Raw genomic sequence first — 19,226 nt, 5'->3', positions numbered from 1 at the left:
CTCCTTTTATGCTGTCCGCTCGCTGGCAACAATTTCTTCAATTGACCAGGGGTGAAATTTAATGGTGGTTTTGCCATCGGTCACTGCCAGTGTCGGATTTGGCAATCGCTCATGCTCACCTTTCGGTGAACTGGTTTTCACAGAGATCCCTGGTTGGCTTAAGCCCTCATCAGAAAGCAACGCCAGTGCTCGGGCATTAAGTGTCTCAGCGGCTCCTGGCAGAACGATCTCTATATGCTCCCATCCTTCATGAGGATAACGCTTCTCTCCTGGCCAGGGCAGTTCCACAATATTCAATTGCCAGTGAGCAACATTCACTGGTTCGTGTAATTTAAATAAGCAGATAGGACGGCCATTAATGATATTTTCTGATAGCAGCTCCCCACACTGTTCCAGCCCACGACGCCAGCGTTCTGCTGTAGTATTTTGATGGCAGCGTAATGAAATATGATCGGCGACAAGTGGCGTGATATCCAGCCCCACGCGCGTGGAAAGTTCTGTTAACGCCGCGGTGAATCGCGGCAGATCAGCTGAAATATCATGCAGTTCGTCAATGGTTTGCCAGTTCGCCATAAAATAGACTCGTTTTCTTTACTAAAGCCGCTAATTTACTCTGTTGTGCCGCACCAACCAACTGCTGATTTTTAACAGCAACGGCTGAATGCTTATGCACCTTTTTGTTGTTGATATTTGGCCCATTGAGCAGTACCTCCAGTGCTGACGGCAACGGGCATTTGCAGTATACTCGCGGCCTAATTTCTTAAACTGATGCGGGTGAACAGACTCGCTTCATCAACGTAAGGTATTCCGGTGAATATTCAGGCTCTTCTCTCAGAAAAAGTCCGTCAGGCCATGATTGCGGCAGGCGCGCCTGCGGATTGCGAACCGCAGGTTCGTCAGTCAGCAAAAGTTCAGTTCGGCGACTATCAGGCTAACGGCATGATGGCAGTTGCTAAAAAACTGGGTATGGCACCGCGACAATTAGCAGAGCAGGTGCTTACTCATCTGGATCTTAACGGTATCGCCAGCAAAGTTGAGATCGCGGGTCCTGGCTTTATTAACATTTTCCTTGATCCGACATTCCTCGCTGAAAACGTTCAGCAGGCGCTAAAATCTGATCGTCTTGGTGTCGCAACGCCCGAAAAACAGACCATTGTGGTTGACTACTCCGCACCAAACGTGGCGAAAGAGATGCACGTCGGTCATCTGCGTTCCACCATCATTGGTGACGCGGCAGTGCGTACCCTGGAGTTCCTCGGTCACAAAGTGATTCGTGCTAACCACGTCGGTGACTGGGGTACTCAGTTCGGTATGCTGATTGCCTGGCTGGAAAAACAGCAGCAGGAAAATGCCGGTGAAATGGCCCTGGCTGACCTTGAAGGTTTCTACCGTGACGCGAAAAAACATTACGACGAAGATGAAGAGTTCGCCGAGCGCGCACGTAACTATGTGGTAAAACTGCAAAGTGGTGATGAGTATTTTCGTGAGATGTGGCGCAAACTGGTCGACATCACCATGACTCAGAACCAAATCACCTATGATCGTCTGAACGTGACGCTGACTCGTGATGACGTAATGGGCGAAAGCCTCTACAACCCGATGCTACCGGGAATTGTGGCTGATCTGAAAGCCAAAGGTCTGGCAGTAGAAAGTGAAGGTGCAACTGTCGTATTCCTTGATGAGTTCAAAAACAAGGAAGGCGATCCGATGGGCGTTATCATTCAGAAGAAAGATGGCGGCTATCTCTACACCACCACCGATATTGCCTGCGCGAAATATCGTTACGAGACGCTACATGCCGATCGCGTACTCTATTACATCGACTCCCGTCAGCACCAGCACCTGATGCAGGCGTGGGCGATTGTTCGTAAAGCTGGCTATGTGCCGGAATCTGTGCCGCTGGAACATCATATGTTTGGCATGATGCTGGGCAAAGATGGTAAACCGTTCAAAACCCGTGCTGGCGGTACAGTGAAACTGGCGGATCTGCTGGATGAAGCACTGGAGCGTGCACGCCGTCTGGTGGCAGAGAAGAACCCGGATATGCCAGCTGACGAACTGGAAAAACTGGCCAATGCAGTCGGTATCGGTGCGGTGAAATATGCTGATCTTTCCAAAAACCGTACTACTGACTATGTCTTCGACTGGGACAATATGTTGGCGTTCGAAGGTAACACCGCGCCGTATATGCAATATGCATACACTCGTGTGCTTTCCGTTTTCCGCAAAGCAGAAATTGCTGAAGAAGAACTGGCAGCAGCTCCGGTGATTATCCGTGAAGACCGCGAAGCGCAACTGGCTGCGCGTCTGCTGCAGTTTGAAGAGACTCTCACCGTGGTTGCCCGTGAAGGTACACCGCACGTGATGTGTGCTTATCTGTATGATCTGGCTGGTCTGTTCTCAAGTTTCTACGAACACTGCCCGATCCTCAGCGCAGAAAACGAAGAAGTACGTAACAGCCGTCTGAAGCTGGCATTGCTGACTGCTAAGACGCTGAAACTGGGTCTGGATACGCTGGGTATTGAAACAGTAGAACGCATGTAAACGTGTTCTGCGTCAAAAAGCCGATGTCAGCAACATCGGCTTTTTGACAAAGTGTACTTTGTTTATGCCGGATGCGGCATTAATGCCTTGTCCGGTAAATAAAACTATGTCCATTCAATATATTGCAGAGACTATGTCGTCCTGATAAACGCAGCGCATCAGGCAACTCTGCATTAGTCATCAGTCTCGTTATTTTATTATCTGTGATAATTCACAATCACTTCATTACGTTGAACTTTGAGCGGTGGAATTAACCGTCCACCGCCAGGCACTTCCCAGATAAAACGTAGTGGTTCTAAAGCGGGTACGCCAGAAAATGCCACTGTTGTTCCGCTTTGCCCGTCTAATTCGACACACCGGGATTGTGAGCACAAACGTACACGAAGCCCCGTTGGCGTCGGGCCAATCAGCTGATAGCGCCAGGCTACCAGCGTCATCACTCCCGACACAGGCTGTCGTGCTGCCAGTGGTGTTGATGACATTGACTCCCCACGATGATGTAACGTAATGCCAAAGCTGCTGGCCTGCCACATTCCTTCGCCAGCAGCCTTGGCAACCAGTGGAAATAACAATATTGCCAGTAACTTACGCATTATTTCCCGCCAATCGTTGCCGTCATGCGGATCTGTCGATTATCCGCAAGTTCCAGATTCGACAGCACCACCAGTTGTGGCAGGCTACGGCGTAAAAAGCGAGAGAGCAGCGGACGTAGCGCATGATTTACCAGCAGTACAGGCGGTGCGCCAAGTGTTTCCTGGCGAGACAACGCCTCCTGAGTTTGCGCCAGTAAACGATCAGCCAACCCAGGCTCCAGTCCGCCACCACCCTGTAAAGCCTGCAATAGCAGACGTTCAAGCGCAACATCAAGTCCGATAACCTGCACTTCATTATTACCAGGAAACCAGCGTTGAGTAATCGCTCGCCCCAGCGCCACACGCACAACGGCAGTTAACTCGTGAGGATCGCTCTGAACGGGAGCATGTTCAGCCAGTGTTTCGAGGATAGTACGCATATCACGAATCGGTACTTTCTCATCCAGCAGATTTTGCAACACTTTGTGGAGTGTGGTGAGCGTGATAACGCCAGGAACCAGATCTTCCGTCAACTTCGGCATTTCCTGCGTAACGCGGTCCAGCAACTGTTGCGCCTCCTGGCGACCAAACAGTTCCGCAGCATATAACCCAAGCAGATGGTTAAGATGAGTAGCCACTACAGTGCTGGCTTCGACTACCGTATATCCCTGAATCTGCGCTTGTTCTTTCAGTGCACTTTCAATCCAGATAGCACTTAAACCAAATGCCGGATCAACGGTTTGTTCGCCTGGCAGCGTACCTGCCGCTGTCCCAGGGTTAATGGCCAGCCAGCGCCCCGGATAAGCATCGCCACTGCCAATTTCTACCCCTTTCATCAAAATGCGATACCGTGCCGGTTGTAAATCCATATTGTCGCGAATGTGCACTACCGGTGGCAGAAAGCCCATATCCTGAGCGAATTTCTTGCGGATACTACGAATGCGCCCCAATAGCTCGCCATCCTGTTGCATATCCACCATCGGGATCAGACGGTATCCCACTTCCATTCCGAGCGAATCTTCCAGTTGCACGTCATTCCATGTCGCTTCCATTACTGAATTATTTTCCGGCATTTTTATCGGTTGTGGTTCAGCAGGTGCCTTTTGTTCCTGACCACGAATCCACCATGCCAGTGCCAGAAGCCCGGCAGTAAACAGCAAAAACACCAGATTCGGCATTCCTGGCACCAGGCCGAGCAAGCCAAGAACGGCTGCGCAGAGCAACATCACCCGAGGGTTACTGAACAGCTGTTTGACCATCTGTTCGCCAACATCCTGATCGGTGCTGACACGAGTAACAATCACCCCTGCCGCCGTGGAGATCACCAGAGCCGGAATTTGTGCGACCAGACCATCACCGATAGTCAGCAGTGTGTAGCTTTCTGCGGCGTGCCCCATACTCATTCCATGTTGCAGCACCCCAACCAATAAACCACCTATCACGTTGATGACCATGATTAAGATCCCGGCGATGGCATCACCACGTACGAACTTACTCGCACCATCCATCGAACCGTAAAAATCCGCTTCCTGAGTCACTTCCGCGCGGCGTTTTTTCGCTTCATCTTCACCGATCAACCCGGCATTAAGATCAGCATCAATCGCCATCTGTTTTCCTGGCATACCATCAAGAACAAAACGCGCACCTACTTCGGCAATACGCCCCGCCCCTTTGGTGATAACCATAAAGTTGATGATGACCAGAATGATAAACACCACGATACCAATGGCGAAATTGCCACCAACCAGAAAGTGACCGAACGCTTCCACCACTTTCCCTGCCGCAGCTGCGCCTGTATGCCCTTCCATTAAAATGATACGTGTTGAAGCGACGTTAAGTGCCAGTCTTAGCAATGTGGTGAACAACAGAATTGTCGGAAACGCGGCAAAGTCGAGCGTGCGCTGGGTAAACATCGCCACCAGCAGCACCATTATCGATAGCGCGATATTAAAGGTGAACAACAAGTCGAGGATAAACGCTGGCAATGGCAGCACCATCATCGACAAAATCAGCAAGATGAGGATGGGTCCGGCGAGGATCTGCCATTGTGTTGATTTCAGGTTGCCGGGCAAGCGCAGCACGGAGGCCAGATTAGTCATCGGTCGTTTTCTCGTTGATAAAATCCAGTGCCTCTGGCACCGGGAGGTTTGCAGGTTTTACCGGGCGTTGTCCACCGGCAATACGCCAACGCTTTAATTGCCATACCCACGCCAGCACCTCTGCTACGGCAGCATACAGTTGACCGGGGATTTGCTGGCCAATTTCGGCATGGCGATATAGCGCACGCGCCAGAGGTGGCGCTTCCAGTGTTGGAATATGGTGTTCGGCCGCAATTTCCCGAATACGCAGCGCCACCAGCCCTGCCCCTTTGGCAATCACTTTTGGTGCGCTCATTTTGTTTTCGTCGTATTGCAGTGCCACAGAATAGTGCGTCGGGTTATTGACGATAACATCAGCCTGGGGCACATCATTCATCATTCGTCGTCGGGCAGCGGCCCGCTGCATTTGACGGATACGGCCTTTAACGTGTGGGTCGCCTTCGCTTTGTTTAAACTCATCGCGAATATCCTGGCGTGACATGCGAAGTTTCTTAAGATGGCTGAAGATTTGATAAAAAACGTCAAAACCGACCATCGGAATGACACCCAGCACCACCAGCAGTGCGCACAGGCCAACCAGATCCAACGCATTACCCATAGCGGTAATTGGCGATTGCGCCATCAGGCGCATCATCTCTGGCCACTTATGCCATAAGTAAAACCCGGCTACGCACCCCACCAATGTTGATTTGAGGATCGCTTTTAATAACTCTGCTCCGGTCTGGGCAGAAAACATCCGTTTAATTCCTGGTAACGGATTCAGTTTAGAGAATTTCGGTTGTAACGATTTGCCACTAAAAATTAATCCTCCCAGCAAAACCGGAGAGATCAACGCCACCAGCACGACGCCAGTAATCAGCGGCAATAGCGCCATCATCGCTTGTTTAATCAGCAGAATAATTTGCCCAAGGATCAGATTTGGATCGTTAATCAGATGATGGTCAAAGTGCAAACCTGCCGATAACATCGCAGCAAGCTGCCGTGCCAGTGATTCGCCGCCAAACCAAATGACACAAACACCGACCAGTAAGATCAGCATCGACGTGAGTTCACGGGAACGCGGGATTTGCCCTTCTTCCCTGGCTTTTTCCAGTCGGTGAGGTGTGGGGGCTTCTGTTTTGTCGTCGCTCTCGTCAGACACGCGGCAGATCCTGGTAATAAAGATATGCCAATGATGCCAGACCTGCGCGTAGTCAATGGCAAGAGTAAGAGGTGAAATAGGTGGGTTTATCGACTTTTACATCTTAAAAAATAGCCGGAGAGTATAAATCTCTCCGGCCGGGATGCCATCAGTGCTGCTTATCGCACTCCACTAACGCCAGCAATAACTGGCTTAGTGCAGCGTAAAAACCAAAGCTGTCATACTGATGGCAACGCGCCGCAAACTCTGGTAACCATTGTTGCAGCGCCGTCAGTACTTTTTGCCGCAAACTGTCGATTCTTCGCGCAGGAACGGTCCCCTCTCCCAGCGAAAAATGCAGATGACTCAACAACTCGAGATAGATCGCCAGATGATCTGCCGGTTCGTTGAAATTGCCGCTGGTTTCCATCCCTGCCTCAACTAACAAGCGTTTAATCTCTTGCTCGTCCTGTTTGTAGGCCGATGCATACGGCAGCGCCGCTTGTTTGTCGGTCATCAGAAACAGGCCGCAAAAGTCAGCGGCCAGTTCCAGACGAGCGTCGTCACGCACTGTCAGAGCGGCAATTTTAGTTTCCAGCTCGTTCACCGCCGCAGTGAGCGGCGGTTCGCTTTTTAGCAACGAAAACCATTCAGCCATCTGCGCACTGGCGATCTGCGTCAGTTGTTCATCGTCCAGCTCACGGGAGAACAACTGCGCCAGCCAGGCGTAGACACAGGCAATCTGTTGTGCTGTCAGCGTGGTCATGATTTCACCTGCGACGCGGGAACATATTCGCACTGCGCCACCATCTCAACGGGGCCATTAAACGCCGTCACCTGCTCCACTGTTCCGTTGTACTTCTCAATTTCCACCAGCGTGGTATGCGCACTGGTCGCCTGCGCCAGCTGCGAAGTACCGATGTCGATAGTCAACACGTTGGGGTTACCGTATTTGCACAGCGCACCAGGCTCACCGCCTTTATCTGGATCGTACCATGCCCCTTCGTGAATTCGTGCCACGCCGGGTGCATAGCGGTCAGAAACCACTGCTCCAGCCAACACCTGACCACGAGCGTTAAAGACGCGCACCACATCACCGTTACGAATACCGCGCGCACTGGCATCCTGCGGGCTAATAAATACTGGCTCTTTACCCGCAACCGTATATTGCTGACGCAAAGTTTCCGACTCACATAACTGCGAGTGAAGTCGGAAATCCGGATGCACAGATTGCAGATGCAACGGATACTTCTGCGAGCCGGGCCCACCGTGGGAGCGTTCGATTTTCTCAAACCACATCGGATGCCCCTGACAATCGTCGTAGTTCATATCGGCGATGGTTTTTGAGTAGATCTCAATCAGGCCACTCGGCGTGCCCAGCGGTTCGAGATCCGGATCTTCGCGGAATGCCTGGTGGCGAACAAACATCTGCGGATGGTCAAACTCGACGTACTCTTTCTTATTCCAGAAGTCATCAAACGCTGGTAGATGAACACCGCGTCCTTTGCCCTGTTGTACACCTTCCTGCCAGATGCGTTTCAGCCAGCCCATTTCGTCCAGCCCTTCGGTAAAGGCTTCTTCACGATTAAAGCGACGGCACAGCTCGCGGAAAATATCAAAGTCGTTGCGCGCCTCAAACTGCGGCGGCACCACCTGTTTCATGGCGATGATCCCACGGTTAGAGTGGTTACCGTACTGGTCGAGATCGTTACGCTCAAACTGCGTGGTCGCAGGCAGTACGATATCGGCAAAGCGGCAGGTTGAGGTCCACTGATTATCTATAGCGATAACCGTTTCCAGCTTGCGCCAGCCTTCGATAATGCGGTTAATCTGCTGATGACGATGTAACGGGTTAGTTCCGGCAAAAATACACATTTTCAGCGGTGGCAGTTTTACCGATTTACCATTCCAGTTGATCACTTTTCCCGGTTCGAGGATCGCATCGACAAAACGGGCAATCGGAATAGTGCTGCTATAGCCTTGGTAGTCGCTGTTGTCGTGAACAGGTGGAATCGACGTAGAGCCGGAGAAACCACTCAGAATAACGCCTTTACGCCCCGGCGTGCCTGCGCCGTTATAGTGCCAGCCAAAACCGAAGCCACCACCCGGCAGGCCAATTTGCCCCAGCATCGCCGCCAGAACCACAATCATCCACGCCCACTGTTCACCGTGCTGCATACGCTGTACGCACCAACCAGCAATAATCTGCGTTCTGTTCGCCGCCATCTGCCGCGCCAGTCCACGAATGGTTTCGGCATCAATGCCAGTCAGTTTTTCAGCCCATGCGGCATCTTTCGGCTGACCGTCTTTCTCGCCCAGCAGATAGGGCAGGAACTGCTCAAAACCCACACAGTAGTTAGCGAGGAAGTTTTTGTCGTACAGGTTTTCGCTGTACAACGTATGCGCCAGCGCCAGTTGCAGCGGCACGTCAGTTTGCGGGTTAACCGCAATGTGCTTCACATGCTCGCGTCCCAGATACTCATGAGTGGATGTAACAACCGGATCGATGCTGATGACCTGAATTTCACCGGCGGCGACTTTCGCTTTCAACTGCGCGTAATATTCATAAACATCGTGATCCGGGCACCACCAGTTCGCTTGCTGGTTTTTCAGCAAATCGGAGCCCCACAGCACAATGGTTTTGCTGTTCTGCAATACCAGCGGCCAGGAGGTTTGCTGTTCATACACTTCCATTGAGCCAACTACACGCGGCAGGATCACCTGCGCAGCACCGGTGGAGTAATCCCCACCCGTACCAACGCTATTACCATGTAAGGCAATCGCTTTCGCCAACATCCCCGACGCGTTATGGAACATCCCCGTCGACTGCCAACCACTGGCGGTCAGTAAGGCACTCGGCCCGTGCGTTTTCTGCACACGTTCCAGCTCTTCATAGAACATGTCGAGGGCTTCATCCCAGCTCACGCGCACGAACCGGTTATCGCCACGCTGAGATGTGTCGCTCAGATGGCGCTTACGTAGCCAGTCCACGCGTACCATCGGATAACGAATACGCGCCGCATTGTGTACGTGATCCGGCAATCCGGCGATCATTTTCGACGGATATTTATCCAGTTCGAATGGTTTTGCCGCCACAAAGCGACCATCCTTCACCGTCGCGCGGATAGCCCCCCAGTGCGACCCGGTCAGAATGCCCTCTTTCGAGGTGACCGCCTCGGTCGCCGCTTGCGCCGCAGTCGCACGGCGCGGCGTTAACAATGACGACCCCAGCATCCCGGCGACAGTTAAGCCGCCGAGTTGTGCCAGAAAACGTCGACGTGATGCCTGAAAGAGATCGTTATTGTTCATTATTTTTCTTCCTTCTTATCGCCGTGAGCCTTACCTGCGGTATCAGACGCATTCATTTGCAGATATTTCAGCAAGGTGCGTTCTTCACGTTTATCGAGGCTGGTAAAGCCAATCATGCCGTTGAGCGTGCCAATCCAACCATTAGCGTCGAAGTGGGCGATTTCCGGTGCGCCGTGGCATTGATTACAAGTGCCGTTGTACAGCGAATCCGCATAAGCCCAGATCGGTTTGATATCGTTCACCATGTCGCCTTTCTTCATCCACGCGGTGGCCTGCAATTTGCTCCACTCGGTATTGGTGTCGGCAACGGTGGTTTTCTCCAGCGTTTTCACCTGCTGCTGAACATCGCCACGAATCGAAGCAACAAAGATGCGTTTGCCAGGGAACTGGGTGAGTACACGCTGACGTCCTGCGCTTTCCGTCCAGCCAGTGATTTCAATTTGCAGCCAGTCGCCGTCACGTTTAAGGACTTTCACTTCCGAAGCAGGCAGCAGAGAACCAGACGCTTCTTTATCGCCTTTCGCCGCATAAATCGGCTTAATATCGATGGAGTACAGCGTGTCACCACTATCATTAGCACTGGCACGCAGCTCATCGAACTGCTTACGGAAGCCACTACTCATATCAGGTAACTGGTGGGCAATACCTTTATGACAGTCGATGCAGGATTGATTATCTTTCGCTGCCACCTTCATCTGACGCGCCGCTTCAGGATGCTGCTTCGCATGATCCATCGCGTCGTAGTTATGGCAGGAGCGGCAGGTTGCCGAGTTGTTTTCTTTCATTCGCGCCCATTCACGCTCGGCAAGTTCCGCGCGTTTGGCTTCGAATTTCTCAGGTGTATCAATGGAGTGGGCAATAAAGGTCTGGTAGATGTCGTTGCTCGCTTCCAGTTTACGCTTCACCATGCCTGGAATATCCGGCGGGATATGGCAGTCATGGCATTCAGCTCGCACGCCGGAGGCGTTCTGGAAATGCACCGACTGTTTATATTCTTCATACACCGGTTGCATACTGTGGCAACTGACACAAAATTCGGTTGTGCTGGTGACTTTGATCCCCACGTGAGGTAACACAATCAGCGCAATGCCAATCACAATCCCAATAGCGACCAGCGCCAGTACCGACCAACGAGCACTGGGTCGGCGTAACGCGTTCCAGAGTTTCCGCATAATAGCCCCTGTAAAATTATGGTTTAGTGAAGCGATCTTAATAAGCAAATATGAACAGCGGCACTGGTCAGGATGAACGGCTTACGGCAGAATATGAACAGATATGAACAGAATGAGTAAAACTCTCTGATGCCACATCACATTGTTATTGTTGAAGATGAGCCGGTTACCCAGGCGCGATTACAAACCTACTTCACTCAGGAGGGGTATACGGTTTCCGTTACGGCGAGCGGTGCCGGGCTGCGTGAAATTATGCAAAACCAGCCAGTGGATTTAATTCTGCTGGATATCAATTTGCCCGATGAAAATGGCCTGATGTTAACCCGCGCCCTGCGGGAACGTTCGACGGTGGGTATTATTCTGGTTACCGGACGCAGCGATCGGATTGACCGTATTGTTGGGCTGGAAATGGGCGCAGACGATTACGTTACCAAACCGCTGGAACTGCGCGAACTGGTGGTACGGGTGAAAAATCTGCTCTGGCGAATCGACCTCGCGCGACAAGCTCAACCGCTCACTCAGGACAACTGCTATCGCTTTGCCGGTTATTGCCTGAATGTGTCGCGCCATACGCTGGAGCTTGATGGCGAACCGATTAAACTAACCCGCGCAGAGTATGAAATGTTGGTGGCATTTGTGACCAATCCGGGCGAAATTCTCAGCCGTGAACGTCTGCTGCGTATGCTTTCTGCGCGCCGGGTGGAAAACCCCGACCTGCGCACCGTCGATGTGTTAATTCGTCGTTTACGTCATAAACTCAGCGCGGATTTACTGGTGACACAACATGGCGAAGGTTATTTCTTAGCCGCTGATGTGTGCTGATAAAAATAGACCGGACGAAATCCCCCTGGTGACAGCGAGCGGCGGATATGTTCGCGGTCGGCATTTTTCGGCGTCAGGACTAAAATCGGTGGGCTGACATTATCAGACACCGATTGCCCCTGTAATTGCCTGATCGCTTGCTCAACCGCCAGTTCCCCCTGCCAGACCATTTGATCGCTGGCAGCCATGATCACTCTTCCCCGCTTTAGTCCGCGATACACCTGATGTGAAAGATAAAACGACACCACGGTCAGCGGCGTTTTCAGGTTGCGCCCTTCACCCATTGCCGCCTCTGCCGCAATCGCCGTTCCGGCCACAACGTCGATTTCTGGATGGCGCTCCAACATCTCCTGCAACAGGTTACGCTGGATTTCAATATCGTTGTCGCCGAGCGCAATATCGACAATACGCACCGGGCTTCCGGCAATGGCGGCGCGGAAACCCTCTACCATCTCCTTACTCCCCCCAGCGTTATCGGGGCCGGGCATCAACAGGACGTTCAGTGGTTTTCCGTGACTCCATTGCACCAGATATCGCCCTGGTTGATAGCCCATCTGAAACCACGGCACACCAACGCGGCTTTTCACCTGGGGAGCATCAATAGCATTTACCAGTTCGATCACCGGCAGACTTGCTACCTGCTTTTGCAGGTCGGGAAATGACGTCGTGCTACTACCGAGCAAAATGGCCTCTGCACCCCACTGTTTGCACTGGTCGATTTGTGCTTGCTGGGTAGCCAACTGGCTGTAGCCGCCTGCCTCCAGCACTTTTAAATCCACACCGTAGCGGCGAGCAGCCTCCTGCATACCATAGTTCAACGATAACCAGTATGAATCTTTCAGGCTGGGATAAAGCGCGCACAGTTTCCATGAACGTTTGGCTTTAAGCGGCGTAGAGGGTTGTACCGAGAAATGCTGCGCATCATGCCAGCGCAACAAGTTATCAGCCGAAAATCCAGGCAACATGAAAAGGGAAAGAAGTAACAATAGCAGTACGCGCATGATAGCCTCATCAATAATAAGGCTTTATGCTAGATGCATTCCGCTTTGCGACTCAACCTTTTTCACCTTAAGTACACTGACCGTGAATTTAACCCTGACCCGAAGACTCTGGATGGGCTTTGCCCTGATGGCGCTGTTAACCCTGACCAGTACCCTGGTGGGATGGTACAACCTGCGCTTTATCAGCCAGGTGGAAAAAGACAATACTCAGGCATTGATTCCTACCATGAATATGGCGCGCCAGTTGAGCGAAGCCAGCGCCTGGGAACTTTTCGCCGCCCAGAACCTGACCAGTGCCGATAACGAAAAGATGTGGCAGGCGCAGGGGCGAATGCTCACCGCACAAAGCCTGAAGATTAACGCGTTGCTGCAAGCGTTACGGGAACAAGGGTTTGACACCACCGCTATTGAACAACAGGAGCAGGAGATCTCCCGTTCGTTACGTCAACAAGGGGAACTGGTGGGGCAGCGTTTGCAACTGCGCCAGCAACAACAGCAACTCAGCCAGCAGATAGTCGCTGCTGCCGATGAGATCGCACGCCTGGCGCAAGGTCAGGCGAATAATGCGGCGACCTCTGCCGGAGCGACCCAGGCCGGGATTTACGATTTGATCGAACAACATCAGCGTCAGGCCGCAGAAAACGCACTTGATCGGCTGATTGATATCGATCTTGAGTACGTTAACCAGATGAATGAACTGCGCCTTAGCGCCCTGCGCGTGCAGCAAATGGTGATGAATCTGGGGCTGGAACAGATCCAGAAAAATGCGTCAACGCTGGAAAAGCAACTCAATAATGCGGTTAAAATTCTGCAACGTCGGCAAATACGCATTGAAGATCCAGGTGTTCGTGCACAGGTCGCGACAACGTTAACTACCGTTAGCCAATATAGCGATTTGCTGGCGCTGTATCAGCAGGACAGTGAAATCAGTCATCGCCTGCAAACTCTCGCCCAAAATAACATCGCCCAGTTCGCGCAGTTTAGTAGCGAAGTCAGTCAATTGGTCGACACCATTGAGCTGCGTAATCAGCATGGCCTGGCGCATCTGGAAAAAGCCAGTGCTCGCGGGCAATACAGCCTGTTATTGCTGGGGATAGTTTCTCTTTGCGCACTGATTCTGATCCTCTGGCGCGTGGTTTATCGCTCAGTCACGCGTCCCCTTGCCGAACAAACGCAGGCGCTGCAACGACTGCTGGACGGTGATATCAACTCCCCTTTCCCGGAAACTGCTGGCGTGCGGGAGCTGGACACCATCGGGCGGCTGATGGATGCGTTTCGCAGCAGTGTTCATGCGCTTAATCGCCACCGCGAACAGCTGGCGGCGCAGGTAAAAGCGCGCACAGCTGAATTGCAGGAGCTGGTGATAGAACACCGACAGGCACGGGCAGAAGCAGAAAAAGCCAGCCAGGCAAAATCGGCGTTTCTGGCGGCAATGAGCCATGAGATCCGCACACCGCTGTACGGTATTCTCGGCACCGCGCAACTGCTGGCGGATAATCCGGCACTTAGCACCCAGCGTGATGATTTGCGGGCAATTACCGACTCTGGCGAATCATTGTTGACCATCCTTAACGACATTCTCGATTATTCGGCTATCGAAGCGGGTGGCAAGAATGTTTCGGTCAGCGATGAGCCCTTTGAACCGCGCCCGCTGATGGAAAGTAACCTGCAATTAATGAGCGGACGGGTGAAAGGTCGCCCAATTCGCCTGGCAACGGCAATTGCCGACGATGTTCCGACCGCGTTAATGGGCGATCCGCGACGAATTCGTCAGGTCATTACCAACCTGTTGAGCAACGCCCTGCGTTTCACTGACGAAGGGCAAATTATCCTGCGTAGTCGCACTGATGGCGAACAATGGCTGCTCGAAGTCGAAGACAGCGGCTGCGGTATTGATCCCGCGAAACTGACAGAAATCTTCCAGCCATTTGTTCAGGTGAGTGGCAAACGCGGCGGCACCGGGCTGGGGCTGACTATCAGTAGCCGTCTGGCCCAGGCGATGGGTGGCGAACTGAGCGCCACCAGCACGCCGGAGGTTGGAAGCTGTTTTTGTTTACGCTTGCCGTTACGTATTGCCACTGCACCCGTGCCCAAAACAGTCAATCAGGCGGTACGTCTGGACGATTTGCGTTTGCTGTTAATTGAAGATAACCCGCTAACCCAGCGAATTACTGTCGAAATGCTGAACACCAGTGGTGCGCAGGTCGTTGCAGTAGGAAATGCCGCGCAGGCAATAGAGGCATTGCAAAATAGCGAACCGTTTGCTGCCGCACTGGTGGATTTTGATCTGCCGGATATAGACGGCATTACCCTTGCCCGGCAACTGGCACAGCAATATCCGTCACTGGTTTTGATTGGTTTTAGCGCCCATGTCATCGACGAAACACTGCGCCAGCGTACCAGTTCACTATTTCGCGGGATTATCCCTAAACCGGTGCCGCGTGAAGTGCTCGGTCAGTTACTGGCGCACTATCTCCAACTGCAAACCAGTAACGATCAACCGTTGGATATATCGCAACTCAATGAAGATGCTCAGTTAATGGGAACAAAGAAGATCCACGAATGGCTGGCATTATTTAAAGAACATACCCTGCCGCTTCTCGATGAAATCGACATTGCCCGCGCCAGTCAGGATAGCGAGAAAATAAAGCGTGCCGCGCATCAGCTAAAAAGCAGTTGCTCAAGTCTGGGAATGCGTAGCGCCAGCCAGTTATGCGCACAACTGGAGCAGCAGCCTCTGTCGGCTATTGCACTGCGAGAAGAGATTATGAAAAGTATCTCAGCACTGGAAGTCTGGATCAGCCAAAAGTTACACCCGTGATAATTCACCCCTATTAGTGACTATTGAGCGTTTAAGCAGCAACTACACTCTAAATAATTCGAGCCACGGTCCGTATTATATGAAACATGATGAGTATATAACTGATGCAGGAGATACATGATGAAACGATTGTTAGCGTTAGTCATAAGCATATTTTTTATTTCTGCTTGCTCCTCAGCCATTGAAAAACCAGCAAATAATGGCATTACTTTTAGCAATACCGCTACCTCGGTTACGCCAACAAAAGCCTTCCCAATGCGTCCTGACTATGATCCCTGGGATACCAACCCCACACCAACTCCATCACCAAAACCACCAAAACCGGAACCCAAAGAACCAACAGAACCTAAACCAACGCCTAAACCCAAAAGTTATGAAAATCATTTTTTATTAGATAATGAAACGCAGCGTAATAACTCACTTATTAACATTCAACAGAATAACGATAAGTTGATTAATCCGGGTCAACAGATGCTGGAAAATAATGGCGGGTACTAATACACAAAAACCCCAGCGATTAATGGCTGGGGTCAGATTGTTGACAAAGCGAGCTTTATTTATGCCGAATTATTGGCCTACAAAAGCATGTTAAATCAACATATTTAGCCTGATAAACATAACGCATCAGGCAATTTTATGATTACCATCCGCCTCGTCTTTTTTAGCGCTCTCAAACCGTGGCTCAAGCCATACCAGAACCAGTGACGTTATGGCGCACATCAGCAAAATGCCAACAAACCAGAGTTGATACCACATTGTTACTGCTCCTCAATAAAGTTCACTATCGTGGCGGCGAACAGTGTCTGTATTAATTCTTCCCCACAGCTTGTAGTAACTCCATAAGGTATACAGCAATACAATTGGCAGGAAGATCAATACGATAACCAACATAATACTTAATGTTTTATCACTTGATGTACAATCCCAGAGCGTCAGACTTGAAACAGGACTCACACTGGATGGCATAACAAAGGGGAAGAGTGCCACACCAGCGGTAAATATCACGCCAAACTGTGTCAGCGATGCCATGACAAATCCCCAGCCAGGGCGTTTTCGACTCAATGCAAATAACGCCAGCATTGGCCCTACCAGGCCAAGCAGCGGGAAAATCAACAATGAAATGGTGTTAAAAAAGTTGCGCATCCATGCGCCAGGCGCGATCACGACAATTTTCATTAATGGATTTGCAGGACCATTAGTATCCTGATCCAGCAGCAAATAACCGTCAATGCCTACCCACAACCAGTATCCTGCCAGCAGGAAGCAAAGCACCACTAATAGTGCACTGCGTTTGGTGGCGGATAACGCCCGCTGACGGAGGATGCCTTCTGTTTTCAATTGTAACCAGACGCCTCCCTGCATGATGACCAGGCATAGGCTGAGCGCCCCACAAAGCAGCGCAAACGGCGATAATAGCTGCCAGAAGGTACCGAAATATTCCACCCTTAATTGCGGTGTAAAAGCAAAAGGTACACCAAGAAGCAAATTGCCAAACGCCACACCAAAAACTACGGGCGGGATAACGCTACCGATAACTAACCCTGCATCCCACATTGTGCGCCAGCGTTTGTTAGCAATTTTGCCACGATAATCAAACGCAAGGGGGCGGAAGAACAATGCGCAAAGGACAAGGATCATGGCGACATAAAATCCAGAAAAAGCAGCAGCATATACTCGTGGCCAGGCAGCGAATAACGCACCACCCGCAAGAATCAACCATACCTGGTTGCCTTCCCAGTGCGCCCCAACGCTATTAATCACCACCCGGCGTTCCTCATCATCCCGGGCAACCAATGGCAGCAGGCAGCCGATCCCCATATCAAAGCCATCGGTCACCATAAAGACCACAAGGATGACACCGATCAGCAACCACCAGATAAACCGTAATGTTTCGTAATCAAACATGACTCTTTTCCTTACCCCTGTTGCTGGACGGGTTGTTCACTGTGCATTGCTCCTGGCCCGAGCCGGGCATATTTCTGCATCAGATAGACTTCTGCGATCAAAAACAGTGTGTACAGCCCAAGGATCAATCCCATTGAAAATGCCAGTTGGCCGACGGTAAGTGCAGAATGAGCCGCCCAGGTTGGCAGAATATCCTGAATCGCCCACGGCTGACGACCAAACTCAGTCATAAACCAGCCGGCTTCAATGGCAATCCAGGGTAGTGGTAAGCTCCAGAACACCATGCGTAGCACCCAACGATGTTGTTCGATGCGCCCGCGAATCGTCTGTATCAGAGCAATCAACATCACCAATAACAGTAATGAACCACAGCCAATCATGATGCGAAAACTCCAGAACACAGGGGCTACCTGAGGAATTGCGCCGCGCATGGCCGCCTGGTATTGCTCTGGCGTCACGTTATTCATATCTGGCGCGTAACGCGCCAACAACATGCCATACCCGAGGTCATCCTCAACGGCACGGAATGCGCGTAGTATGTGTGGCGAACGGTCACCCTGTGAAATTTCATTCATCAACAACCAGGCAATACGCCCTCGTTGCAAACGCGGCAAGGTTTCTGTCATTAGATTTTTCAGCCCCGGAACAGGCTTATCTAAAGAATGGGTCGCCAGTATCCCCAGCAACGCCGGAATTTTGATAGCGAAGGCATTTTTTTCCTGCTCTTGCTCAGGCCAGGCTAACAGATGAAAGGGGGCGGGAGCGGGTTCTGTTTGCCACTCCCCTTCCATTGCCGCCAGTTTCACTGGTTGTACTTTTGCTACTTCATAAGCTGAACTGTCGCCAAGTTGTAGCGTTCCCAGAATCGCTAAGGTGCCAAATACCGAACCAATGGCAAACGAGCGCAGCGCCACATCGCGTTCACGCCCACGCAGTAAATACCAGGCACTGATCGCCATAATGAACATCGCACCTGTCACATAACCGGACATAACGGTATGGACAAATTTCACCTGACTTACCGGATTGAGTACCAGATCACTAAAGCTGGTCATCTCCATACGCAAGGTTTCAAGATTAAATTGCGCCCCGGTGGGATATTGCATCCAGCCATTGCCGTTAAGTATCCATAGTGCAGAGATATTGGAACCGAAGGCTACCAGCCAGGTCACCAGTAGATGCTGGTATTTATTGAGACGCTGCCAGCCAAAGAAAAACAGACCGACAAAGGTAGATTCCAGGAAGAAAGCCATTAACGCTTCCATCGCCAACGGTGCGCCGAAAATATCACCCACATAGTTGGAATAGAAAGACCAGTTGGTGCCAAACTGAAACTCCATGGTCAGGCCTGTCGCCACACCAAGAGCAAAGTTAATGCCGAATAACTTACCCCAGAAACGGGTCATGTCACGGTAGATTGTTTTGCCGGTTACCACATAGATGGTTTCCATGACAGCCAGCAAAAAAATCAACCCCAAAGTGAGAGGAACAAACAAAAAGTGATAGAGCGCGGTCAGTGCAAACTGCCAGCGCGAGAGGTCAATAACATCCCACATGCGAACTCCTGTAGGCGATTAGAGGGAAATAACCTGCTAATAGTAGTTCGCTTGCTATACCCCTACATCCTATGTGTATATAGATAAGCCGATTGTGGTAATTAAAGAACTAAATTTATTATTTCACTTTGCGGACATATTCTTAGGATTTTTATTATTACGCTAAGTATACAAAAGTGAACGATAAATCCACATGGAGCGGATTTGAACACGACTTATCGCGACACCGTGAAAATCTTTGATTCTTGAGGATAATCTCATCTAGTATTATCTGACAGGTTGAAAATCCGACTTGCTCTGGCGGG

The 19,226-nt window shown here is 51.2% G+C and carries 15 protein-coding genes; 4 read left to right on the top strand and 11 right to left on the bottom strand.

Translation table 11 applies throughout. From position 1 onward, the window contains the following. Positions 1-6: 6 nt before the first annotated feature. Positions 7-573, bottom strand: coding sequence for a VOC family protein (locus tag EFER_RS06070; RefSeq protein WP_000024804.1), 567 nt, complete (start codon positions 571-573; stop codon positions 7-9). A gap of 237 nt (positions 574-810) precedes the next feature. Between EFER_RS06070 and argS the strand changes: the two genes are divergently transcribed. Continuing rightward, positions 811-2,544, top strand: coding sequence for an arginine--tRNA ligase (gene argS / locus EFER_RS06065; protein ID WP_001025345.1), 1,734 nt, complete (start codon positions 811-813; stop codon positions 2,542-2,544). A gap of 197 nt (positions 2,545-2,741) precedes the next feature. Here argS and flhE read toward each other — a convergent pair whose 3' ends face one another. The 6 genes from flhE to torC all read right to left on the bottom strand — a co-directional run bounded on the left by flhE (position 2,742) and on the right by torC (position 10,816). After that, positions 2,742-3,137, bottom strand: a complete 396-nt coding sequence (flhE, locus tag EFER_RS06060; protein WP_001228746.1) for a flagellar protein FlhE — start codon at positions 3,135-3,137, stop codon at positions 2,742-2,744. Next, on the bottom strand, positions 3,137-5,215 hold the full coding sequence (gene flhA / locus EFER_RS06055) for a flagellar biosynthesis protein FlhA (RefSeq protein ID WP_000182802.1): 2,079 nt from the start codon (positions 5,213-5,215) through the stop codon (positions 3,137-3,139). Before flhA ends, flhE begins: the two co-directional genes overlap by 1 nt. Continuing rightward, positions 5,208-6,356 (bottom strand): flagellar biosynthesis protein FlhB, encoded by a 1,149-nt coding sequence (gene flhB / locus EFER_RS06050; protein ID WP_001278964.1) that lies wholly within the window; start codon positions 6,354-6,356, stop codon positions 5,208-5,210. Before flhB ends, flhA begins: the two co-directional genes overlap by 8 nt. A 148-nt stretch (positions 6,357-6,504) precedes the next feature. After that, positions 6,505-7,101, bottom strand: a complete 597-nt coding sequence (gene torD, locus EFER_RS06045) for a molecular chaperone TorD (RefSeq protein WP_000209899.1) — start codon at positions 7,099-7,101, stop codon at positions 6,505-6,507. Next, on the bottom strand, positions 7,098-9,644 hold the full coding sequence (gene torA, locus EFER_RS06040) for a trimethylamine-N-oxide reductase TorA (RefSeq protein WP_001063180.1): 2,547 nt from the start codon (positions 9,642-9,644) through the stop codon (positions 7,098-7,100). Before torA ends, torD begins: the two co-directional genes overlap by 4 nt. Continuing rightward, positions 9,644-10,816, bottom strand: coding sequence for a pentaheme c-type cytochrome TorC (gene torC, locus EFER_RS06035; protein WP_001230242.1), 1,173 nt, complete (start codon positions 10,814-10,816; stop codon positions 9,644-9,646). Before torC ends, torA begins: the two co-directional genes overlap by 1 nt. A gap of 129 nt (positions 10,817-10,945) precedes the next feature. Here torC and torR point away from each other — a divergent pair, with 129 nt between their 5' ends. Then, on the top strand, positions 10,946-11,638 hold the full coding sequence (torR, locus tag EFER_RS06030) for a two-component system response regulator TorR (protein ID WP_001120131.1): 693 nt from the start codon (positions 10,946-10,948) through the stop codon (positions 11,636-11,638). On the opposite strand, the gene torT is transcribed toward torR, so the two are convergent. After that, positions 11,611-12,639, bottom strand: coding sequence for a TMAO reductase system periplasmic protein TorT (gene torT / locus EFER_RS06025; protein WP_001265010.1), 1,029 nt, complete (start codon positions 12,637-12,639; stop codon positions 11,611-11,613). The genes torR and torT overlap by 28 nt on opposite strands. A gap of 82 nt (positions 12,640-12,721) precedes the next feature. On the opposite strand from torT, the gene torS reads away from it, so the two are divergent. Further along, the gene (gene torS, locus EFER_RS06020) at positions 12,722-15,460 is read left to right on the top strand and encodes a TMAO reductase system sensor histidine kinase/response regulator TorS (protein WP_001054724.1); all 2,739 of its coding nucleotides are present in this window, start codon (positions 12,722-12,724) and stop codon (positions 15,458-15,460) included. Between the two features lie 117 nt (positions 15,461-15,577). Continuing rightward, positions 15,578-15,958, top strand: coding sequence for a putative periplasmic lipoprotein (locus EFER_RS06015; protein WP_002431595.1), 381 nt, complete (start codon positions 15,578-15,580; stop codon positions 15,956-15,958). A 126-nt stretch (positions 15,959-16,084) separates the two neighbouring features. On the opposite strand, the gene cbdX is transcribed toward EFER_RS06015, so the two are convergent. Genes cbdX through appC form a run of 3 tightly spaced genes read right to left on the bottom strand, consistent with a single transcriptional unit; the run spans position 16,085 to position 18,921 of the window. Next, complete coding sequence (cbdX, locus tag EFER_RS22860) at positions 16,085-16,216, bottom strand: cytochrome bd-II oxidase subunit CbdX (RefSeq protein WP_002431596.1); 132 nt, start codon at positions 16,214-16,216, stop codon at positions 16,085-16,087. Positions 16,217-16,228: 12 nt separating this feature from the next. Then, on the bottom strand, positions 16,229-17,365 hold the full coding sequence (appB, locus tag EFER_RS06010) for a cytochrome d ubiquinol oxidase subunit II (RefSeq protein WP_000460820.1): 1,137 nt from the start codon (positions 17,363-17,365) through the stop codon (positions 16,229-16,231). An 11-nt stretch (positions 17,366-17,376) separates the two neighbouring features. Next, the gene (gene appC / locus EFER_RS06005; protein ID WP_000263595.1) at positions 17,377-18,921 is read right to left on the bottom strand and encodes a cytochrome bd-II oxidase subunit 1; all 1,545 of its coding nucleotides are present in this window, start codon (positions 18,919-18,921) and stop codon (positions 17,377-17,379) included. Between the last annotated feature and the right edge of the window lie 305 nt (positions 18,922-19,226).

It is taken from the genome of Escherichia fergusonii ATCC 35469 (assembly GCF_000026225.1).
Taxonomy (GTDB): domain Bacteria; phylum Pseudomonadota; class Gammaproteobacteria; order Enterobacterales; family Enterobacteriaceae; genus Escherichia; species Escherichia fergusonii.
Note: the sequence above shows the minus strand (reverse complement) of the source record. Positions and strands in the feature narration are given on the sequence as shown.